The 18,826-nt window shown below is 37.4% G+C and carries 17 protein-coding genes and 1 other RNA gene; 2 read left to right on the forward strand and 16 right to left on the reverse strand.

Annotation, left to right across the window (positions count from 1 at the left end; translation table 11 throughout):
• Window positions 1-26 precede the first annotated feature (26 nt).
• The 4 genes from MHH69_RS14170 to istA all read right to left on the reverse strand — a co-directional run bounded on the left by MHH69_RS14170 (window position 27) and on the right by istA (window position 3,141).
• Window positions 27-212: a hypothetical protein gene (locus MHH69_RS14170; RefSeq protein ID WP_191708296.1), complete on the reverse strand. Its 186-nt coding sequence runs from the start codon at window positions 210-212 to the stop codon at window positions 27-29.
• The gene (locus tag MHH69_RS14175) at window positions 205-936 is read right to left on the reverse strand and encodes a hypothetical protein (RefSeq protein WP_341362588.1); all 732 of its coding nucleotides are present in this window, start codon (window positions 934-936) and stop codon (window positions 205-207) included. The genes MHH69_RS14170 and MHH69_RS14175 overlap by 8 nt, the downstream gene beginning before the upstream one ends.
• Window positions 937-1,004: 68 nt before the next feature.
• Window positions 1,005-1,730, reverse strand: coding sequence for an IS21-like element helper ATPase IstB (gene istB / locus MHH69_RS14180; protein WP_122973751.1), 726 nt, complete (start codon window positions 1,728-1,730; stop codon window positions 1,005-1,007).
• Window positions 1,714-3,141 (reverse strand): IS21 family transposase, encoded by a 1,428-nt coding sequence (gene istA / locus MHH69_RS14185; RefSeq protein ID WP_338322908.1) that lies wholly within the window; start codon window positions 3,139-3,141, stop codon window positions 1,714-1,716. Before istA ends, istB begins: the two co-directional genes overlap by 17 nt.
• Before the next feature lie 494 nt (window positions 3,142-3,635).
• Between istA and MHH69_RS14190 the strand changes: the two genes are divergently transcribed.
• The gene (locus MHH69_RS14190; RefSeq protein WP_341362589.1) at window positions 3,636-5,318 is read left to right on the forward strand and encodes a GIY-YIG nuclease family protein; all 1,683 of its coding nucleotides are present in this window, start codon (window positions 3,636-3,638) and stop codon (window positions 5,316-5,318) included.
• 282 nt (window positions 5,319-5,600) lie between these two features.
• Here the strand turns inward: MHH69_RS14190 and MHH69_RS14195 are convergent, their stop codons facing one another.
• The 6 genes from MHH69_RS14195 to secG form a co-directional block, all read right to left on the reverse strand.
• Window positions 5,601-6,017 carry a hypothetical protein gene (locus MHH69_RS14195; RefSeq protein WP_341362590.1) on the reverse strand — a complete coding sequence of 139 codons (417 nt, stop codon included), beginning with the start codon at window positions 6,015-6,017 and terminating at the stop codon, window positions 5,601-5,603.
• Window positions 6,018-6,554: 537 nt separating this feature from the next.
• Window positions 6,555-6,909, reverse strand: a transfer-messenger RNA (tmRNA) gene (gene ssrA, locus MHH69_RS14200).
• Window positions 6,910-7,284: 375 nt separating this feature from the next.
• Entirely contained in the window at window positions 7,285-7,752 is a 468-nt protein-coding gene (smpB, locus tag MHH69_RS14205) for an SsrA-binding protein SmpB (protein ID WP_122970796.1), read from the reverse strand.
• Window positions 7,753-7,851: 99 nt separating this feature from the next.
• A complete protein-coding gene (gene rnr, locus MHH69_RS14210) occupies window positions 7,852-10,221 on the reverse strand; it encodes a ribonuclease R (RefSeq protein WP_122970797.1) in 2,370 nt (789 codons plus the stop codon).
• A 48-nt stretch (window positions 10,222-10,269) separates the two neighbouring features.
• Window positions 10,270-11,016, reverse strand: coding sequence for an alpha/beta hydrolase (locus tag MHH69_RS14215; RefSeq protein ID WP_122970798.1), 747 nt, complete (start codon window positions 11,014-11,016; stop codon window positions 10,270-10,272).
• A 162-nt stretch (window positions 11,017-11,178) separates the two neighbouring features.
• Entirely contained in the window at window positions 11,179-11,406 is a 228-nt protein-coding gene (gene secG, locus MHH69_RS14220; protein ID WP_122970799.1) for a preprotein translocase subunit SecG, read from the reverse strand.
• Window positions 11,407-11,758: 352 nt separating this feature from the next.
• Between secG and MHH69_RS14225 the strand changes: the two genes are divergently transcribed.
• Entirely contained in the window at window positions 11,759-12,715 is a 957-nt protein-coding gene (locus tag MHH69_RS14225; RefSeq protein WP_341362591.1) for a bile acid:sodium symporter family protein, read from the forward strand.
• Between the two features lie 42 nt (window positions 12,716-12,757).
• Here MHH69_RS14225 and MHH69_RS14230 read toward each other — a convergent pair whose 3' ends face one another.
• The 6 genes from MHH69_RS14230 to MHH69_RS14255 form a co-directional block, all read right to left on the reverse strand.
• Window positions 12,758-13,699 carry a DMT family transporter gene (locus MHH69_RS14230; RefSeq protein WP_341362592.1) on the reverse strand — a complete coding sequence of 314 codons (942 nt, stop codon included), beginning with the start codon at window positions 13,697-13,699 and terminating at the stop codon, window positions 12,758-12,760.
• 217 nt (window positions 13,700-13,916) lie between these two features.
• Entirely contained in the window at window positions 13,917-15,455 is a 1,539-nt protein-coding gene (locus MHH69_RS14235; RefSeq protein ID WP_341362593.1) for an acyl-CoA carboxylase subunit beta, read from the reverse strand.
• 27 nt (window positions 15,456-15,482) lie between these two features.
• Window positions 15,483-16,262: an enoyl-CoA hydratase gene (locus tag MHH69_RS14240; RefSeq protein WP_341362594.1), complete on the reverse strand. Its 780-nt coding sequence runs from the start codon at window positions 16,260-16,262 to the stop codon at window positions 15,483-15,485.
• Window positions 16,263-16,266: 4 nt separating this feature from the next.
• Window positions 16,267-17,172 (reverse strand): hydroxymethylglutaryl-CoA lyase, encoded by a 906-nt coding sequence (locus MHH69_RS14245; protein WP_341362595.1) that lies wholly within the window; start codon window positions 17,170-17,172, stop codon window positions 16,267-16,269.
• An 11-nt stretch (window positions 17,173-17,183) separates the two neighbouring features.
• A complete protein-coding gene (locus MHH69_RS14250; RefSeq protein ID WP_122970805.1) occupies window positions 17,184-17,396 on the reverse strand; it encodes an acetyl-CoA carboxylase biotin carboxyl carrier protein subunit in 213 nt (70 codons plus the stop codon).
• 62 nt (window positions 17,397-17,458) lie between these two features.
• The gene (locus MHH69_RS14255; protein WP_341362596.1) at window positions 17,459-18,820 is read right to left on the reverse strand and encodes an acetyl-CoA carboxylase biotin carboxylase subunit; all 1,362 of its coding nucleotides are present in this window, start codon (window positions 18,818-18,820) and stop codon (window positions 17,459-17,461) included.
• Between the last annotated feature and the right edge of the window lie 6 nt (window positions 18,821-18,826).

An 18,826-nucleotide genomic window follows, 5' to 3' on the forward strand; every position in this document is an offset into this window, starting at 1 on the left:
TTTCTAGGGTTTCGATTTCATCTAAATTATAACGACTCACTATTTTTATATCTTGCTAGAATACTATTTGTTACTGATTTTCTACGATTTTTCGCGTCAATTCTTTTTAGTTGTTCATTGTAATGATTAATTTCACTCAAGGATTTTGCTTTACGAGCTTTCCGAATAATATTTTTGATACTCTTTACATCAGAGGGCTTTAAATTATCCATCCACCTCATCTCCCTTCCATATCCTATCAATTAATTCTTCTAGCTCTATAAGATATGCGTGAAATTCCTCATTCGTGTGTGTGGGATTATCGTTTTTAAATTGATCAACATAATATTCGACCCATGTTTGAATAAAATCTTCCCAACTATCTAAAATTTCATTATTGGGTATTTCCCCATATGTTAATAGCACTTGACCATTATCAATGACTTCATCCACTCTTGCATTAAAAATTTCATTTTCTTCCGTACCACTCATTAAAGCAATGCCTTTTAAATAAGTAATTCCACTCAACCCTGCGACAAGAGCGATAACTAAAACCTCCGTCACGGAACCATCACTATTCAAAATATTGACTGCCCCAACACCCGCTATACCGCCTAATAAACACGCAGTAATAACCGCTACTATCCAATTAAGGATTTCTAAGGAACCATTAAACAATGTTATTTTTACATCTGTTTGCCCTTTTAATAACATGATGAGTGAAGTAGAAAAACTACCAATGATACCCACAAAAAATGGTAGAGCAATCTGATGCTTAATATCCATATCTCCAAATAAGTACATAAACTTATCCTTTATTTTAAATTCATTAAAGAACCAACTGATAATCCAATTATATATACTACATATTAAATAAATCATAATTAATACCGTGGCAAAATAAAGTAAAATTTTTATTAATTGAACTAATGCTTTTTCAATTCCTTTGAAATTCATCACTGGTGTATTTTGCAATAGAAAAGTGCAGAAAAATGCAATTAAAAATGCAGAAGTTTGCCACCCAATTAGTTTCTTTTTGACAGTGCGTGGGACAGTCTATAACTCTCACCATGAAATGAAATAATATGAGCGTGATGAATTAGTCTGTCCACTAACGCTGCTGTTAATCGAGAGTCTGTAAATATTTTGTTCCATTGACTAAATTCCAAGTTGGATGTAATAATCACGCTTTTTTGCTCGTAAAACTCCGAAATGATTTGAAATAATAATTCAGCTCCTTCTTTACTAAATGGTAAATAACCCATTTCATCTAAAATAACTAAATCTACCTTCTCCATGCGCTTTCTAAATACTGATAAACGGTGATTATGCAATGCTTGTTCTAATTCCTCAACCAAGTGTGCAATTCGATAAAAGCGGACCTCGTACCCTCGTTCACAAGCTTTTCTACCTAATCCTGTAGCTAAATGAGTCTTACCTGTTCCTGGTGAACCAACTAAAACTATATTTTGTCGGTTTTCAATAAATTTTAAACTACACAATTCCTCTTTAGTTAAATGGGGAGGGAACCGAATCTGTTCGGTCCACTCGTAAGTATGTAGGCTTTTTTTATCTAAGAATTTAGCTTTTTTCATTAACCGATTAATTTTGGCATTTTCTCTTAATTTTAATTCTTCATCAAGTACCCCATACAGGAATTGCTCTGGATTTTCAAAACTAATTTTTTCATATACATCCGCAACATAAGCTAGTCTTAAAGTTTTGCAGATTTCTCTAATATTTTGTTTCATTGGCGACCTCCTCTATAGGGGCTAATGAATCATATTTAATCCAATCTACCTCATATGGATCATTTTCACCAGGCAACTTTTCCTCCGCAATTAATTCATAAAAATTTTCATTAATACCCTTCATATCATGAGTAACTAATAAATTTGCTAAGCCATTTAATCTTTTTCGACGAATAATCAAGTTATCAACTAACAAAAACTCCTTAACTCTTCCTGGTAGATACTTAGTGTAGCGGGAATATTCCACTACTCGCGGTTTTTGAATCCATGTCTTAATGATGGATAGCCATGGTAAAGCTTTACGTTTTTTCATATATGGGCGATAGTCATCCAATAATATTTCACCGTTAGGTGAAACAATTTTTAATTGATCCCATGTGAGTATCATTTGTAACTGATTATAATTGGCACCCTTTGGTACATGAATTAACGACTGATCAACTTTTATTTCATTGTATTTATTAACTTTAACAAATTCCTCTTTAAACACAGGGTATGGCTTTTCAGGCAATGCGAGTAGATATTTCTTTTCTTCTTGCCATAAATCTTCTATCCGTACGTTTTTAGAGTAATGGATTCTATTACGATCAGCTTCCAATCTATGAAATAATTGATCTGTCAAACTTTCATAACTTTCCATGATTGGTGCCGAAGTAAAGAAATTATAACGTACATACCCTACCTTATTCTCTACATTTCCCTTCTCATGCCCACTGCGAGGATTACATACCTGAACGTCGAAGCCGTAATAGTTTTGAAATTGTATAAATTCATCGGTTAGTTGGGCTTCTTCAATTTTTGTTCTAGTTTTTTTGACTGCTGGAGTTAAGTTATCTATCCTTATCCTTTTTGGTACTCCTCCAACTTGTTTAAATAGAATGTTAAGGCCGTATAGAAAGCATTCTTGATTTTCAGAAGGTAAAGGCACTGAATAACCTGCATTACTATTCGGAAATGACATCACTAAAGCATGAATATCGACAATTTCTCCATCTTGAACTGCCTCCATAACTCCGAAATCCACTTGTGCTTCACCCGGAGGGTGTTCTAATCTTTCATAACCGTTGTCCTTTTCCTCTTGATGTGTATTTTTCCATTCAGAGATAAAGTAACAAACCGTTCGATAAGATCCCTGAAACCCTAAATCCTTTAATTCCTCAAACATTTGCTTCTTTGTCCTTCTGGACTTTTTCTTTAATTTTGAATCCTCAAATAGCCAATCTGATACAATCTCTCCCCATTTCTCTTCATACATCATTCCTTTCTTTTTAAATAATTTTTCCTGCGGTATTTGATCTTCATCCGCATACTTCTTAGCGGTTCTCCAATTTATTTTCATAGTTCTTTGAATCTCAGAGATTGAAAGACCTTTTTCATTTCTTAACTTTTTGATACAATTAATATCAGACATTGCTAGCATCCTTTCTTAACCTCCACTACAAAATTGCTTCGACACAATTAATGTAGCGGGGACTTGGGGTGACTGGCAAGTCTATTTTTTTTGCACAAAATTAGTGAAGGACTCTGCATTTTTCCTTTGCAAAGCTCTGCATTTTTATTTTGCCATACACAACTGGATCACCTTCATTTCCGCGAAAGCCCCTCACATTAATTTATAACAAATTTATCCAGTATATGAATTCATTCTTTTATTAACTACAATTAAATGAAAACAGATGAAAGATAACAATAAAAAACACCCAAAATTAAGGATTTGGCGTTCATTGAACCATTAATGTTACTTGCGGAGTCGAACCCATCTTTACGTACTAATACTTCAATAATTGTCGATTGAAAATTAAACCCATCATTTACTTACAAATAATGTATTTAAATGGATTGTTTAGTGAATTACAAATTAGTAAAATATACATAACAAATACTTAAAGAAAGAGGTCGATTTTATTGAATCAAGAAAAGTCTCAGCTAGTAAAAATTAAAGTCCCTTGGTATTTTAGTTGGTGGATGATTGCTCTACTAATCGTTTCCGGTATTTTAACAGCTGGATTCACTTCCATAGTCGGTATAATATTATGGTTTGGACGTCATTTCTTTTTAAAATCTGAAAAAATTAAATTACAAATCTCCAAAAATATCAGTCTACAACAAGATATATCAATTTTGAAAACAGATTTGGACAAGCTTCAAGCTGAATACAATCAAGTTCAGTTAAATCTCACAAATGCTAATAACATATTTGAAGAAAATAAAACCCAATATATAAAGCAAATTAGAAATGAATACGAATCAGAAGGAAAGCAAATTGTTGAAAAAATTATTTCTGAAAATCAAAATAAAATTGCAGAACTCCAAAAATTTGCTGAAGAACGGGACGCACTAGCAATTGAAAAAGAAAAATTAGAAAAAAACATAAAATCTCAAAGCACTAAGCTATTAAAATTAAAAACTGAATTTAACGGTATTCGTAATCTAATCGATTTATTCCCCCAATTATTCAATGAAGAGAGTTTACCAGATGAATTAGAATCATTATTATCCGATTATGATGAAGACAGTGTAATGAAAAGTCTAGTCGAACTTGATTATCATGCAATGAACTCTAAAGAATTACGTAAACAAATCAATAAAATTAAGAAGGAAATTGAAGCATTACTTGATAAATACAAAGATCGCTATAAAACGAAAGCAAATCAAACTATTTATCAACTAATGGTTATTGGCTTACAAGCGGAACTTCAAAATATCCTGTATACACTTACATATGCCAAACATGATGAAGCTCTTAATAATGCAAAAGCTCTAATCCGAAAATATTTAGCCATTTCAACGAATGGTAACGCATCTATTGCACCAACCATCTCTAAATTCCTCGCAGAACTTGAACCATTATTTATTGAAGCAATAGAAGTCGAATATCAATACTACATCAAGCGGGAACAAGAAAAAGAAGAGCAGCGTTTAATCCGCGAACAAATGCGACAAGAAGCTGCTGAACGGAAAGAGTTAGAAGCGCAAAGGAAAAAACTGGAAGCAGAGGAAGCAAAATTCGAAGTTGAACTACAACGCACAAATGAACTTTTAGTGAATGAAACAGACCCTGCCTTAGTCGCGCAACTTCAAATGCGTATAGCAGAACTAGAGCAGCAACAAAAGAATATCGCTGAAGAAAAAGAGGAGATTTTAAAACGAGCTAATGGTAAGGCAGGTTATGTATATGTTATTTCAAATTTAGGTTCATTCGGTGAACGAATCTTTAAAGTAGGTATGACACGAAGAATGAACCCCCAAGATCGCATTGATGAACTTGGTGACGCTTCTGTACCATTTAAATTTGATGTCCATGCGATGATTTTCTCAGACGATGCGGTCGGATTAGAATATCGCCTCCACCAAGAACTAGCGGCAAAACGTCTGAACAAAGTGAACTTACGTAAAGAATTTTTCGTAACTGACGTATTAGAATTACAAAGTCTAGTAGAAAATATTGACCCGACAGCTGAGTTTAAAACAACAATGGTCGCGCATGAATACTTTAGAAGTCTAGAGATGGACGAGGAAGGTATTGTTCCAGTTGCGAATATGTCTATTGATATGGATGGGGTCGTTAATGAGAAAATAATGAATTAATTGATGTTATCTATATAGACAAAATTCCAATCCAACAGGCGAAATCATGATTTTTCAAACGTTTATAAGCCCTTCAAATTAATTATATGAATGGTATCAAACAATAATAATTTGCTTTCCAACTAAGGTTACACAAACCGCGCGTCACTACGGACACCTACGCTCTCGGCTAACTTCTATTTTTTTCTTCGTGTTTCGGAATTTTCACCCCATTGTTAAATGCGAATGTCAGGTGCACATAAAAAAACAAGGGTTTTTTAGCCCTTGTTTTTACTATTGTATTTATTTTAATTCTATTTTGTCTTCATGAGTTTTGCCCTGTTCATCTTCCCATATAATGATGACGAAGTAAGAAAAATCTTTTTTGGGTGCATCTCCATAATATAAATCGGGGAAAGAAAAAGGATGCAAAGTGTATTCGGTACCATCAATATCTCTTCCTTCGTAGAATTCATTTCTCTCAGATATCACTTTATCATTTTCTAGAAATTCAAGTTTCTTCACATTTACTTCTTTTTCATCTACTTGTGTAACAGATACTCTCCATGACCCTCCCGCTTCAATTTCTTTTATTTTTTTATAAACTACTCTCCAAGTACCATTGTCTGAAACCCCTTTCATACTCCAATTTGAAAAGGTAAAATAAATTATTCCTAAAAAGATTATTAACAGTACTACTATAAAGTACTTTTTTTTCATAGTTTTCTACCTTCTTTCAGTTGAGAGTAAAAGACGTTTTGTATAAAAGAAAACAAAGTACCTTTTCTATATAAAATAGAGTTATAAGAAAAAGGCTTCCTTCCAATTAATTCTACAGTAGAAGTTATTAGTACACTAATAAAAAGGTACATTTGGAAATTTTATAACTTCTCTATAAAATTATAAAAGTAGGTATAGAATTATCTACACCTACTTGAAATTAATTAGATTAGAATTTAATTACTCTATATTTACCCATATAGAGCTAATATCGTAAAAACTTCTTTCTAAATAGTTGTCTATATGACCTGATAAATATAATGTACTGTTACCTTTTTTGTACAAGAATATAGTTGTACTTGCTTTAGTATGTTGAGTTTTATACCAGCATCCATAAAAATCTGAAACAACACCAGGATGAAAATTTTACATCTACTGTAAACCAAAAGAAAAGGGATATTGAACGAGAGTTCAACTCCCGTTCAATATCCCTAATCTCAAAAATTGTTGATATGACTGTATTTACAGCCGCTTTATGTATGGAGACGGCGGGAGTCGAACCCGCGTCCAGAAACTCCAATACTCAAGCTTCTACGCGTGTAGTTTGCCTACTTACAATTCGCGTGTCATTATGCCGACAAACAGGCGTCCTGCACGCTAGCTTGGAAATCTCTTGACGGTGACTCAAGCGGCACCACCGTCCGTATCCCACTAAAGTTGAGCCCCACGTTCTCTACATGGGCGATAGAGAGGCGGAGCGCTACGAGACTAAGCTGCGTAAGCTAAATTTTGTTGTTTGCCAGTTATTATATAACTTCCGTTGATGACGGAGCCGAGACCTCCGACGCGCAGCTCAAGCTTGAACCATCCCTGTCGAATCCGTAACGTCCCCCTATTATAATAAGGAGATGTGTTTACACACATACGGGAAAAGGCGTTATAAGCTTGTGCCTTAATGCACTGGCAATTTGTATTCTTATTATAAGATAATTATAGCAAAACTTCAACACATCTCTTTATTCCTACAGTACCTTTATTAACCAAAGTCCTATAGAACTAGCGAATCTCTAAAACTGATTCCTCGCTTAAATGCTCGTTCCAATTTCCGTTTTGCTTCCGTTCACTCCGCAGAAAAATGAGAACCAACTTTCGTACTCACTTTACCTTAGAATTGATCTTTAAACGCACGTTCCATTTCACGCTTTGCTTCCGTTCACTCTGTTCACTACGCAGAAGATTATGATTCATATTTTGTAATCATTTTAACTTAGAATTGATTTTTTGCTTTAAATGCTCTTTCCATTTCACGCTTAGCTTCTTTTTTCTTCATGTCATCGCGCTTGTCGTAGTTTTTCTTACCTTTCCCTAGCCCGATTAATAGTTTGGCATAGCCGTCTTTAATGTACATTTTTAATGGAACAATTGTGTAACCATCTTGTTTTGTTAAGCCGATTAATTCATTAATTTGCTTTTTATGTAACAGCAATTTACGCACACGAAGTGGATCATGGTTAAAACGGTTTCCTTGATCATATGGACTAATATGCATATTAGAAATCCATGCTTCGCCGTTTCGAATACGCACGAAGGAATCCTTTAATTGGACTTTTCCTGCGCGGATGGCTTTAATTTCCGTTCCTTGCAACACCATTCCCGCTTCATACGTTTCTTCAATAAAGTAATCATGGCCTGCTTTTTTATTTTGTGCTAACACTTTCCCAGTTCCTTTTGCCATAAAAGGACACCTCCCAATCTACCAATACCAACAAAGTATACTATCTTTTTAAACAAAATAACGTCCAAGTGCAAGCTTTCGCTTACACTTGGGCGATGTTTATCGTCTTTTTGATTTTTTCTTTTTCGATTTTTTCGCAACGCCTTCGTAAAACTTTTGTTTTTGTTTTACTTTACGTCCGCCTGAAGCTTTTTCATCTTTCCCTCGTCCAGCGCCACCTTTTTCGTTGCGCTCCTTTTTACCAGGGCGATTACTTCGGCCTTCTCCATCGGCTTTTCTTCCTGCATGAATAACTTTTGGTGCACTTTTTCGCGTTCTGCCACCATAAGATTTCACCATATCGACGATTTCGAAGTCAACCGATGACTCTTCTATAATAACATTGGATACGCGAACCTTCACTTCATCCCCAATACGGAATTGGCGGTTCGTATGCTCGCCAATCATCATCATCGAACGTTCATCGAAATGATAATAATCGTCGGTCATATTACTAATGTGGACAAGTCCTTCAATCGTATTTGGTAACTCGACGAAAATACCAAAGTTCGTAATGGAAGAAACAATCCCTTCAAACTCTTCGCCAATTTTATCGGACATGAACTGTGCTTTTTTCAATGCATCCGTATCACGCTCTGCATCGACTGCACGGCGTTCCCGTTCGGAAGTATGATCCGCAATTTCATCCATTACTTGTGCCCATTTGAAAGTAGTTTCCTTCGATACATCCCCTTCAACTAAATACGTACGGATTAAGCGGTGAACGATTAAGTCCGGATAACGTCGGATTGGTGATGTGAAATGGGTATAGAAATCCGTCGATAAACCGAAGTGACCAATCGATTCTGGATAATATTTCGCCTGTTGCATCGAACGTAATAACATTGTTGAAATAACCGGCTCTTCTGGCATTCCTTCAATTGCCGTAATAATATCTTGTAACGCTTTTGGATGAACCGAATTTCCTGTTCCTTTCACAACTAAACCGAAATTCGTGACGAATTCAAAGAAGCGTTGTAATTTTTCTGGTTTTGGATCTTCGTGAATCCGATATAAAAACGGCACTTGCATCCAATGGAAATGTTCGGCAACTGTCTCATTCGCTGCTAACATGAACTCTTCGATTAACCGTTCAGATACTGTGCGCTCACGAATAACGATATCCGTAGGCCAGCCATCTTCATCTACTAGCACTTTCGACTCTTTAAAATCAAAGTCAATCGCACCGCGCTCCATTCGTTTGTTCCGTAAAATGGCAGCGAGATCTTTCATATCTTGAAACATTGGCACAAGCTTTTCATATCGTTTAATTAGCTCTTCGTCTTCTTCTTCCAAAATTTTATACACATCGGAATAAGTCATTCGTTCCGTCGTCTTAATAACACTTTGGAAAATTTCATGTTCAATGACTTGTCCGTTTTGGTCAATAATCATTTCACAAGACAAAGTTAAACGGTCCACTTGCGGATTCAATGAACAAATACCGTTCGATAATCGGTGAGGAATCATTGGAATCACTCGGTCTGTTAAATAAACACTCGTTGCCCGTTCATAAGCTTCCGTATCGATAATGGAACCTTCTGTTACGTAATAACTAACGTCGGCAATATGAACGCCTAGTTTATACGTACCATCTTCCAACTTCGTAACGGTTACAGCATCGTCCAAGTCTTTTGCATCGGCGCCGTCAATCGTCACAATCGTTTCGTTCCGTAAATCACGACGACCGACTAAATCCGCCTCCGTAATTTCATCTGGCACTTCTCCAGCAGCCTCTACTACTTCTGGTGGAAACTCAGGTGGAATGCCATGTTTATAAAGAATCGATAAAATATCGACACCTGGATCATTTTTATGACCTAAAATTTTCGTAACCATTCCTGTTGCCGATTTAATATCATCTGGCCAATTCGTAATTTCCACAACGACTTTATGGCCATCTACAGCCCCTAAGGAATCCTCTTTCGTTACGAAAATATCCATGTTTAACTTTTTATCATCTGTTACGACAAAACCAAAGCCTCTGTTTGCTTGATATGTACCAACAAATGTCGTTTTACTACGTTCAATTACTTTTGTAACGGTACCTTCTCTTCTGTCTCCCGATGATTCTTTTAATACACGAATTAAGACGATATCTCCGTTTAATGCGCCATTGACTTCATGGGGTGGAATAAAAATATCATCCATGCCTTCTTCATCTGGCGTCACGAAACCGAAGCCTTTTGCATGACCGATGAATTTCCCTCGAAGTAAGTTCATCCGTTCTGGCAATCCGTAACGATTTGAACGGGAACGTACGATTAACCCTTCATCTTCCATGCGGACAAGCATTTTCACTAGCTCTTTAAATTCGTCCGCATCTTCTAATTCAAGCAGCTCTTCCAGTTCATCCACCTTTAGTGGTTTATAATCATCTTGCTTCATTAACTGTAATAGACGCTCTTGTAATTCATTACTTTGTGTCATATAATTTCCCTCCTTTTTGCAATACTAAATACAATGCTGGGTTTACGGTTAGTCTTCCCAATCCAGTGATTGTAAAAATTCATAAACCGTTTCGTGTAGCAACGCTTTTTCTTTATCTAATGTAATAACGTGCCCTGAATGCTCAAACCATTTGATTTCTTTTCTTAAGGATTCCACTTCATCATAAATAATATGAGCAGAATTCGGGTCAATAATTTCATCATTTTTCGATTGTACGACGAGAATCGGTGCATAAACCATATCTAACTCAGATCGAACACTTTCGACAAGTTGTTTTAGTTCCGATAACGACGGCATTCCCTGTTGACGAATCGATTCTACTTCCTGTTCGATGACTGCTTCGTCTTTTCCTTCAAAACGTTTAAAGTCGCCAGCATATTTTAAAACGCCATCAAACATTTTTTCCGTTGTTCTCATGACCATTGGCGAACACATCGTTACAATTCCCTTCACAGGTGTTGATAAACTTAATTTTAATGAAAAGACGCCACCTAATGATAAACCGACGACAGCGATTTTTTCGTAGCCTGCCTCTTTTAATGTGTTATATCCTTTTACAACATCTTGCCACCAATCCTCTGGCGATGTTTCGATTAACTGTTCAGGTGGTACGCCGTGACCTTTATAATGGGGAGCATGGCTTGTATAACCTTTCTTTTCTAAAAACCTTCCGAGCATCCGAACGTCTGAAGAACTGCCTGTAAAACCGTGTAATAATAGTACGGCCCGTTCCCCTGCTTTAAAGAAAAATGGTTTTATTTCAGCATTACGCATATGAAATCCTCCAAAAAATAGTTACGTATACATATTCTGCACATCTCATATTATAAATTAAAACGCCTAACCATGCTCGGTTAGGCGTTGGATAATGTAAATTAAATTCATTTATTCTAATAGGATTGGCGAAAATTTCACCATTTAATCATGTACAATCGATTAAATTTTCACAATCACTAAAGCTAAAATGAAAAACAATACGGCAAGAACAATCGTTATTCTATGTAAAATTAAATCCATTCCTCTTGCTTTTTGTTTACCGAAAAGTTGCTCAGCTCCACCCGAGATGGCACCTGATAAGCCTGTACTTTTACCTGATTGTAGTAATACGATCACGATTAAAGCAACGCTTACGATAATCAATAATGTTAGTAACAAAGTATGCATAACTCCACCTCCTGAAATAGAAACTTCACAACATAGTCAGTATAGCAAAATTCCACTAAAGATACAATATTCAGACGGAAAATGGTTGGTATAATTTAGTATTCAATAGAAATCTTTCAAAACGGTGTTAGTTTTAATTTGAATGTAAATCTATGAAATTAGGATGATACCGCCTTTATTCATATTAAGAAAACGCTTTACTGATTTCTATCATTTTTTCTCTTTTATTCTACATTTTTATACTTTTTTTCTCACTTAACTACGATTATTCTTATTTTTCAGAATTTTATTGTAATTACGAAAATATTCTTTTAGAATGATACCCATTCAATAGAAAAGGGGTAACACGAATATGAACGCTTTACAAAAAATTGGGAAATTTGCCGGAAATACTTTTGCCCTTTGGGTTTTAGTAGCTGCCGGATTAGCCCTTTGGATGCCAAATAATTTTACATGGCTTGGTAATTATATAACGCCATTACTCGGCATTGTCATGTTTGGGATGGGGATGACGTTAAAAGTTGAAGATTTTAAACTCATTATGAAGGAACCAAAAGGGGTATTAATTGGGATTGTGTCCCAGTTCGTTATTATGCCATCCTTAGCTTTTGCTTTAGCCAAACTATTCCAACTACAACCGGAAGTTGCCGTTGGAGTCATTTTAGTCGGTTGTTGTCCTGGAGGTACATCTTCCAACGTTATGACGTTCTTATCGAAAGGAAATACGGCCTTATCTGTTACGATTACTTCCTTTACAACATTATTAGCACCATTAGTCACACCTGCTTTAATTTATTTACTCGCTAGTGAATGGTTACCGGTATCATTCTCAGCTATGTTTATGTCGGTTGTACAAGTTGTCTTAATTCCGATTATTTTAGGGATTATTGCTCAATTCGTCTTTAAACCACTTGTGGCAAAAAGTGTAGACATTTTACCGACTGTTTCGGTTATTGCGATTGTATTAATTGTTGCTGCTGTCGTAAGTGGTAGCCGCGACAAAATTTTAGAAACGGGGCTACTTATTTTCGCAGTAGTCATTCTCCATAACGGGCTTGGTTATTTATTTGGCTATTTAATTGGCAAACTATTCAAAATGAAATACGAAGACAAAAAAGCGATTTCCATCGAAGTGGGAATGCAAAATTCCGGTTTAGGCGCCCAATTAGCTATGGCCCACTTTAATCCGGTTTCTGCCGTACCGAGTGCCATCTTTAGTTTCTGGCACAACATTTCCGGACCAATTTTAGCCACTTATTGGAGTTCAAGGGCTTCGAAAATGGCGAAGGAAGAAGAAAAAACAAATTAAATCAACACAAAGAAAGGGTGGAAATCATCTCCACCCTTTTTGTTATGACGATGATGTGGCCTTTTCACTAAAAGTTTCGGCGACGTTCTGTTGTTTTCTTTTTTTCAACCATTCTTCTACCCCACCAGTGCCAATTAAAACACCGATCACAATAAGGAAACATCCGATAATTTGAGAAACGTGAATTTCTTCCCCTAAAATGAGGACAGATGCAATTAAAGCGAAAATCGTACTTAAATTATTAAAAATGGCCGTTTCGGCAGTACCGATTCGTTTAATCATCGAATTAAATAAACTATGCCCTACTGCTGTCGCAAAAATAGCAGAAAATAAAAAGATTCCCCATAATGTCATATCGATCTCGGCAAAACGAATAAATCCTTTCGGTGTCGTCAACACACTAAACAAAATGAGTAAAAGGGAGCCAAACGTTAACATATAAGCCGTTACAACGAGCGGTGGTATCGTTAACGTAATCCGACGAATGATGAAAAAACTAAAAGCTTGAACAATAATCGAAGCTAATACATAAAAATCACCTGCAACCAGATTCGTAACAGCTGACATGTCATCGACAACCGCAACCATTATCCCGATAAACCCGATCACAAATCCAATGAAACGTAACACCGTTAGTGAAGTCGACCTTGTCGCTACAGCAATAATCGCGGTAATTAACGGTGCTAAACCTAATATAAGCGAGGACTTGATGGCAGTCGTTTCGAATAATCCGGTCGCTAGTAATGAATGGTGGGCAATGACCCCTAGTAAACTCACTAATAAAAGGAACTTCCATGGCATTTCTTTATAAATCATTTTCTTTTTCATTACGAGTAAAATAAGAAACAGTGTTACTCCAGCAATGAAAATACGTGTTCCTTGCATAACCAACGGAGGGATTTCTACAAGGAGCAATTTTAAAAGGGATACATTAATCCCCCAAAGAAACATCGTTAACACCATAATTGAATAAACTTTAAGCACAGTACTCCCCCTTTTGAATAGAGGTTTCCCTCTTTGACCATTTGTGGTTCCGGTTCCACCATATTAGGTACTTTGAAGCACCTTTCTCTCCCCTAACAAGATTATAATATAATCATAGCGTTATTCGAACCGGAATTTGTAGAAAAGTCAGAAAGATTGCGAATAAAAAAGGCTGTTCGCAGAAAGTATGACGACTTTCTGAAACAGCTTTTTAAATTTATACTGGGCTTACTCCGTGTTTGCGCTCGGAGAACAGTAAATATTTTGACATATAAGCTTGTAATCTTGTTGTCAACGCTTCTCGTAATTGGTTCGGTTCAATGACATCGTCAATAATTAATTCGGAAGCTAGTCGATAGACATCGATTTCTTCTTTATATTCATCTCGTTTTTCTTGAATAAAGGCCGCTTGTTCTTCCTTCGGCAATTGGGCGATTTTGTTCGCGTATACAGCATTAACAGCTGCCTCTGGACCCATGACGGCAATTTGAGCTGTCGTTAAGGCGATACAGCAATCTGGTTCAAATGCTGGACCTGCCATTGCATAAAGCCCTGCACCATATGCTTTCCGTACAATGACCGTCATTTTCGGTACGGTCGCTTCACTCATGGCAAAAATCATTTTTGCCCCGTGACGAATAATGCCTGCTTTTTCAACTTGTGTACCAATCATAAAGCCTGGTACATCCGCTAAAAAGACGAGTGGAATATGGAAGGCATCACATAGATTAATGAATTTCGCTGCTTTATCGGCTGAATCGTGGAATAATACGCCACCTTTTACGCGAGGCTGGTTCGCGATAATTCCAACAACTTGCCCATCCATTCGAGCTAGACCCGTAATCATTTCCGCCGCGAATAATTTCTTTACTTCACAAAATGAACCTTCGTCAATAATGCGATCGATCACATCGTACATATTAAATGGAACATTTTGATTTTCCGGGATAATGTCTGCGATTGATTTTTCAAAATCAGCCGGACGTTTCGGTTCTGCCACTGCTGTTTTTTCCCGATAATTGTTTGGGAAGTAGCTTAAATAGTTACGAGCATAGTCGATTGCTTCCTGCTCCGTTTTCGCTAACACATCCCCACAACCGGAAATGGAACAGTGCATTTTTGCGCCACCCATCGTTTCTAAGTCTACTTTCTCTCCGATAACCATTTCCGCCATACGAGGGGATCCTAAATACATCGATGCATTTCCTTCGACCATGACGACAATATCACAAAAGGCTGGGATGTACGCCCCACCAGCAGCTGAAGGACCGAATAATAAGCAAATTTGCGGGATTTTCCCGGATAATTTTACTTGATTATAAAAAATGCGCCCAGCTCCTCTTCTTCCAGGGAACATTTCAATTTGATCGGTAATACGTGCCCCTGCAGAATCGACTAAATAAATAAGCGGACATGCTAACTTTTCAGCCGTTTCTTGAATACGAATAATTTTTTCGACTGTTCGTTTTCCCCAAGAACCTGCTTTTACCGTGGAGTCATTGGCCATGACACAAACGGTACGTCCGTGGATTTTCCCAATACCTGTTACAACTCCATCGGCTGGTAAATCCCCTGCCATACAGTTTGCAAAGGCGCCGTCTTCCACTTGTAAATCATCATCAAACAATAATCTCAATCGATCTCGAACAAATAATTTTCCTTGTTCTGCATTTTTTTCATGATATTTTTGTTGACCACCTTGGTGAATCGTTTCTTTTAATTGGCCATGTCTATTTTCGATAATAGATTCACTCATATCCGTTCCCCCTTATTTGTTGCTCGGTTATTTTCCTGAATATTGTGGTTGACGTTTTTCTTGAAACGCCAATAATCCTTCTAATCGATCTTCTGTATGGAGTAATCGATCATAGGCTAAAGATTCAATTTGTAATCCGGTCATTAAATCGACTTCCAGCCCTTTATTAATCGCTGTTTTTGCTTGAATCAGTGAAAGGGGGGCATTTTTCCCCATTTCTAAAGCAAGTTGTATCGCTTTATCCATTAATTGTTCGTGCTCTACCACATGCTCCACTAAACCGATATCGTAAGCTTCCTTCGCATCGATTCTTCTAGCTGTATAAATGAGTTCCTTTGCTTTTCCAATTCCGATTAAACGGGGTAAACGTTGTGTTCCCCCTGCTCCAGGAATAATGCCGAGGGATGTTTCCGTTAAGCCTATTTTCACGTGGCTTGCCGCAATGCGTAGATCACAAGCTAAAGCTAGTTCTAAACCGCCACCAAAGGCAACGCCATTTAACACTGCAATGACTGGTTGGGGTAATGCTTCCACTTGGTTAACCGTACTACCAATTAGGGACACGACTTCCTTTACTTGGTGCTCATTCATCCCTTTTCGCTCTTTTAAATCTGCTCCCGCACAAAATGCCTTCTCTCCATCCCCTGTTAATAACACGACACGAATTTGAGGGTTGTAATGAATTTCATGTAACGTCTCCTGTAATTCCGTAAGTAATTGAACGGACATCGCATTGGCCGCTTCTTTTCGATTTAACGTAACGATTCCAATGCCATGTTCAATCGTTTTTAATTGAACGAGCGTCATCCGCTTACCCCCTTTCCTTTCTAGCAATCTCCATTTGCTTTGATACTAGATTTCTTCCTATTTTTTGTTCGATGAAAAATCCGGCATTTATAATGGATTCCATTTGTACCCCTGTTTCAATGCCCATTTCCGAAAGTAAATAAAGCACATCTTCTGTCGCCACATTTCCCGTTGCTCCCTTTGCATATGGGCATCCACCAAGTCCACCTACAGAACTATCAAAGGTCGTGATCCCCATTTCAAGGGATTTCACGATGTTGGCAATGGCCGTTCCTCGCGTATCATGGAAATGCATCGCAAAGAGGCTTGGAGAATAATGGTTGAATAAAAGAGTTAATAATTGTTCCACTTGGGTTGGGACCGCAACACCAATCGTATCCCCTAAGGAAACTTCCGTTACCCCCATTTCTAAAAGGGCATCCACGACTCTTAACACTTTTTCCGGTGCAATTGGTCCTTCAAAGGGACATCCGATAACCGTCGATACATAACCTCGAACGGTTAAATTCGCTTTTTTTGCTTCTTCCACGACTTCCTTTAACACGGGAAACGTCGCATCGATCGTTTTATTAATATTGCTTTGATTATGACTTTCACTAGCTGACATAAAGACACTTGCCTCATCGATTCCTACTTCAAGAGCACGCATGAGCCCTTGGATATTCGGGATAAGGGCTGCGTATGTAACGTCCTTTTGACGTTTAATCGACTTTAATACTTCCCCGGCATCTGCCAATTGGGGAATCCATTTTGGATGGACGAAGGATGAGACTTCAATATAGTTCAATCCCGCTTCACTTAACTGATCAATCCATTGAATTTTATCCTTCGTTTCAATTAAACCTTTTTCATTTTGTAATCCATCCCTAGGCCCTACTTCTTTAAGAACGACGTTTTGAGGAAGGTTCATCCGTAACCCCCCTATTCCAGTTCTAAAATATCATCATCAACATTAATAAAATCGCCTTCTTGGGCAAGGATTTTTTTCACTTTCCCGTCTACTTCAGCTGTAATCGGAATTTCCATTTTCATCGATTCTAAAATGGCCACATCTTGCCCTGCTTTCACTTCTTCCCCTTCTGTCACAATAATTTTCCAAACTGTACCTGCCATACTTGCTTTTACTGTTGTCATAGAAAATCCCTCCAATTTTTTCATATCAAGGCTTCTAAGTTTTCCTAGAAGCCCCCTAAGCGTTAATTCTTAACGTTCTGTATTTGCGGTAAATAATAATCGTTTACAAAACTTGTCGTCGTCATTCCATCAATAAATGGTTGCTTTTGAACGACGTCTAACAACATTGGAATATTCGTTTCAATCCCCGTCACTTTATACTGTTGCAATGCATCTGTTAGTCGCCTTACCGCGATTTCTCTCGTCTCGGCCCAGACAACTAACTTTGCAATCATTGGATCATAGAAAGGTGTGACGGCTGAGCCTGATTCAACCGCTATTTCATGACGAATGCCTTCCCCTTCCGGAAGCTGTAATTCCGTAATTGTTCCCGGCGATGGGAAGAAGGTTTTCGGATTTTCCGCATAAATACGCACTTCAATGGCATGACCGTGTTGTTGAATGGATTCCCGCGTAAAGGTTAATGGCTTGTTATTTGCAACATGAATTTGCCATTCGACTAAATCTAGTTTTGTAATTTCTTCCGTTACGGGGTGTTCTACTTGTAATCTCGTATTCATTTCTAAGAAATAGAAGTTTTCATCCCCATCGACTAAAAACTCAATCGTTCCCGCATTCGTATAGCCAATATGTTTTGCTGCTTGAACAGCCGCGTCCAACATTTTCTCTCTCGTTGCGACAGAAATAAATGGTGATGGCGCCTCTTCAACAACCTTCTGATTGCGTCGTTGTACAGAACATTCCCGCTCAAAAAGGGGCACGACATTGCCATGGCTATCGGCGATAATTTGAACTTCCACATGGTGAGGATTTTCAATCAGTTTTTCGATATACATCGTGCCGTCTCCGAAAAATGATTCCGCCCTTTTTTTATTTCCTTCAAAGGCTTTTTCCAATTCCTCTTCCCGATCGATTCGTTGCATCCCGATGCCGCCACCACCAGCAGAAGCCTTCAACATAATCGGAAATCCGATTTTATTTGCAATCTCCTTCGCTTCTTCAATGTTTTCTAACGGCACATCAATTCCTTCGATAATTGGAACCCCTGCCTTTTGCATCGTTTTCCGCGCTTCCAATTTACTACCCATTGAAGCAATGACTTCAGCCTTCGGACCAATAAAGCGAATGCCTTCTTCTTCACAACGTTTTGCAAATTGGGCGTTTTCTGATAACAAGCCATATCCAGGATGAATCGCATCAGCCTTCGATTCTTTTGCCACTTCTATGATTTTTTCGATATTTAAATAGCTTAAAGCAACAGGCGGTTTCCCAATTTCAAAAGCTTCATCTGCTTCTTTCACATGAAGAGCATTAGCATCTGCTTCTGAATAAACGGCAACTGTTTGAATGTTCATCTTTTGACACGTTCGAATAATTCTTCGTGCAATTTCACCACGATTGGCAATTAAAATTTTCGAAATCATTCGCTT

This window comes from Ureibacillus sp. FSL E2-3493 (genome assembly GCF_038077515.1).
Classification (GTDB): Bacteria; Bacillota; Bacilli; order Bacillales_A; family Planococcaceae; genus Ureibacillus; species Ureibacillus halotolerans.

Excerpts from the sequence above, each read along its gene's own strand:
- MHH69_RS14175 (WP_341362588.1), bottom strand. The coding sequence starts at position 936 with ATGAATTTCAAAGGAATTGAAAAAGCATTAGTTCAATTAATAAAAATT.
- secG (WP_122970799.1), bottom strand. The coding sequence starts at position 11,406 with ATGCATACTTTGTTACTAACATTATTGATTATCGTAAGCGTTGCTTTA.
- MHH69_RS14240 (WP_341362594.1), bottom strand. The coding sequence starts at position 16,262 with ATGACGCTCGTTCAATTAAAAACGATTGAACATGGCATTGGAATCGTT.
- MHH69_RS14235 (WP_341362593.1), bottom strand. The coding sequence starts at position 15,455 with ATGAGTGAATCTATTATCGAAAATAGACATGGCCAATTAAAAGAAACG.
- MHH69_RS14195 (WP_341362590.1), bottom strand. The coding sequence starts at position 6,017 with ATGAAAAAAAAGTACTTTATAGTAGTACTGTTAATAATCTTTTTAGGA.
- MHH69_RS14225 (WP_341362591.1), top strand. The coding sequence starts at position 11,759 with ATGAACGCTTTACAAAAAATTGGGAAATTTGCCGGAAATACTTTTGCC.
- MHH69_RS14170 (WP_191708296.1), bottom strand. The coding sequence starts at position 212 with ATGGATAATTTAAAGCCCTCTGATGTAAAGAGTATCAAAAATATTATT.
- istB (WP_122973751.1), bottom strand. The coding sequence starts at position 1,730 with ATGAAACAAAATATTAGAGAAATCTGCAAAACTTTAAGACTAGCTTAT.
- MHH69_RS14255 (WP_341362596.1), bottom strand. The coding sequence starts at position 18,820 with ATGATTTCGAAAATTTTAATTGCCAATCGTGGTGAAATTGCACGAAGA.
- MHH69_RS14245 (WP_341362595.1), bottom strand. The coding sequence starts at position 17,172 with ATGAACCTTCCTCAAAACGTCGTTCTTAAAGAAGTAGGGCCTAGGGAT.
- MHH69_RS14215 (WP_122970798.1), bottom strand. The coding sequence starts at position 11,016 with ATGCGTAATGCTGAAATAAAACCATTTTTCTTTAAAGCAGGGGAACGG.
- MHH69_RS14250 (WP_122970805.1), bottom strand. The coding sequence starts at position 17,396 with ATGACAACAGTAAAAGCAAGTATGGCAGGTACAGTTTGGAAAATTATT.
- rnr (WP_122970797.1), bottom strand. The coding sequence starts at position 10,221 with ATGACACAAAGTAATGAATTACAAGAGCGTCTATTACAGTTAATGAAG.
- smpB (WP_122970796.1), bottom strand. The coding sequence starts at position 7,752 with ATGGCAAAAGGAACTGGGAAAGTGTTAGCACAAAATAAAAAAGCAGGC.
- istA (WP_338322908.1), bottom strand. The coding sequence starts at position 3,141 with ATGTCTGATATTAATTGTATCAAAAAGTTAAGAAATGAAAAAGGTCTT.